This is a genomic window from Mesorhizobium sp. WSM4844, assembly GCF_055811775.1.
Genome location: NZ_JBVVQB010000138.1, coordinates 1 through 1,650, shown reverse-complemented (window position 1 = coordinate 1,650; position 1,650 = coordinate 1). Strand labels below are relative to the sequence as shown.

1 protein-coding gene and 1 pseudogene are annotated in these 1,650 nt (G+C 62.8%); one reads left to right on the top strand and one right to left on the bottom strand.

Annotated elements, in window-relative coordinates:
• Positions 1 to 250 (bottom strand): annotated as a pseudogene (locus tag AC0L2A_RS36095) (acetamidase/formamidase family protein); the annotation flags it as partial.
• Positions 251 to 551: 301 nt separating this feature from the next.
• Here AC0L2A_RS36095 and AC0L2A_RS36090 point away from each other — a divergent pair.
• Positions 552 to 1,650 (top strand): helix-turn-helix domain-containing protein (locus AC0L2A_RS36090; protein ID WP_473612945.1); only part of this gene is annotated, 1,099 nt, incomplete at its 3' end.

The window sequence follows — 1,650 nt, the reverse complement described above, 5'->3', positions numbered from 1 at the left end:
AGCCCCAATGCACGGTCTCGGCGTTGGCCGGCAAATAATGATAGGCGCGTTGTGCAGGCAGCTTCGATGACGTGGCCTGCGCCAGTGCGGGTGTGACCAGCGAGATGCCACCAGCGCCCAGCGTGGCCAGACCGCTGGCTGCGAACAGGCCCCCCTTCAGAAAGCCGCGTCGCTCGGCATTTAGATCTTGCTTCAATTTGTTGTAGTGAAGCTCGAAATGCGGACAGCTGATATCATCGCCTTTGCACATGAACAGTCCCCTTGTTTTTGTTGGAAGGAATGTGCGCGATTTTATGCACCACGCGCGCCGTCGGCAATCCAGCCAGCCGGCCGCGAAATCAATGCATCGCGTTGTCTACTAAAAAAATTCAGGTCAGTTCAATGGCTTATGCTAACGCCGGCGAAATCAGCGAGCTTGAGCTCCGTCTGGTGACAGGGTAAAGTCAAGAGATTGTTCGCATGCGCACAAAGACTGTGGCGGGCGCCGCGCTAAAGTGAATCTCGACGGGCGGGTCTCCTGATGGACGTAACGCGCCCCGGAAAGGTCTCTTATGGTTGCGGCTCTGCGATCGATCGACCATCTGCCCCTCGAACACCGCGACAAGGCGTGGCTCGACTGGTTTGAGGAGTTTTCGCTTTCCGCGTCTGTCGACGACCAGCCGATCCCGAGAGGCACCATGCACCTGCGGGCAGCGAACGCCGCCACGCGCCTCGCCGACGTCTCTGGCACGCCCCAGCGCATCGTGCCGATGCGCCGGGACCACGGGATCCTCTTCGCTCTCATCGTTGCTGGGCGCGGGCGACTTGTCGCCCCGCACCAGGCGTTCGATCTCGCCGACGGCGACATGATGGTGCTGGGCACGGCCGACGACTGGTCTTTGACCTTTCGCAGTGACTTCCGCGCGTTCATACTTCAGGCGGCCGCCGGTCCGCTGGAAGCACGGCTGGGCCGCAGCGGCATCCGCTTGCCGAAGGTGCTAGGCAGCACCGTCGTCGCTGCGGTTGCGAAATCCGGATTGCGAACGCTGGGCTCCAATCTCGAGACTTCCGGTGCGGCCGATCTGACAGCCGCCGAAGTGGCTTTGACGGAACTCGTGGCAAGCGCCCTGCTTGGCGAGGTACGTGAGCCCGCTGGCAGCCTGACCGGGGTGCAAACGGCGCATTTCAGGCGCGTCGCGGCGACGATTGACGCCCGTCTGTCGGACCCGGATCTTGCCTTGGCCCTGATCGCGAGACTGGAAGGGCTTTCCGTACGCTACGCGCAAAAACTGTTCGAGGGGCGCGGCGAAAGCTTCTCCGAATATGTGCGCCAGCAGCGCCTCGAACATTGCCGCATCGACCTGGCGGATCCCAACCATGCACATGAAAGCGTGGCCGCGATCGGACAGCGCTGGGGCTTTCGCGATCAATCGCATTTCAGCCGCACTTTCGGCGCGACGTTTGGAATGAGCCCCAGGCAGGTGAGGCGCGCCAGGTCGCAGACGGATGAAGCTTATCCGCTGCGCGGCAAACCGGACGGCCGCAAGTCGGCGGCGGCGCGGCCGGCCCCGATGCTGCAGGCCGCTATGGATCGCCCGCCAACGGCAAGAGCGCGCGAACGCACGGACCATTGGCATTTGCCAGCAACAGCGGAGACCGTGCATTGGGGCT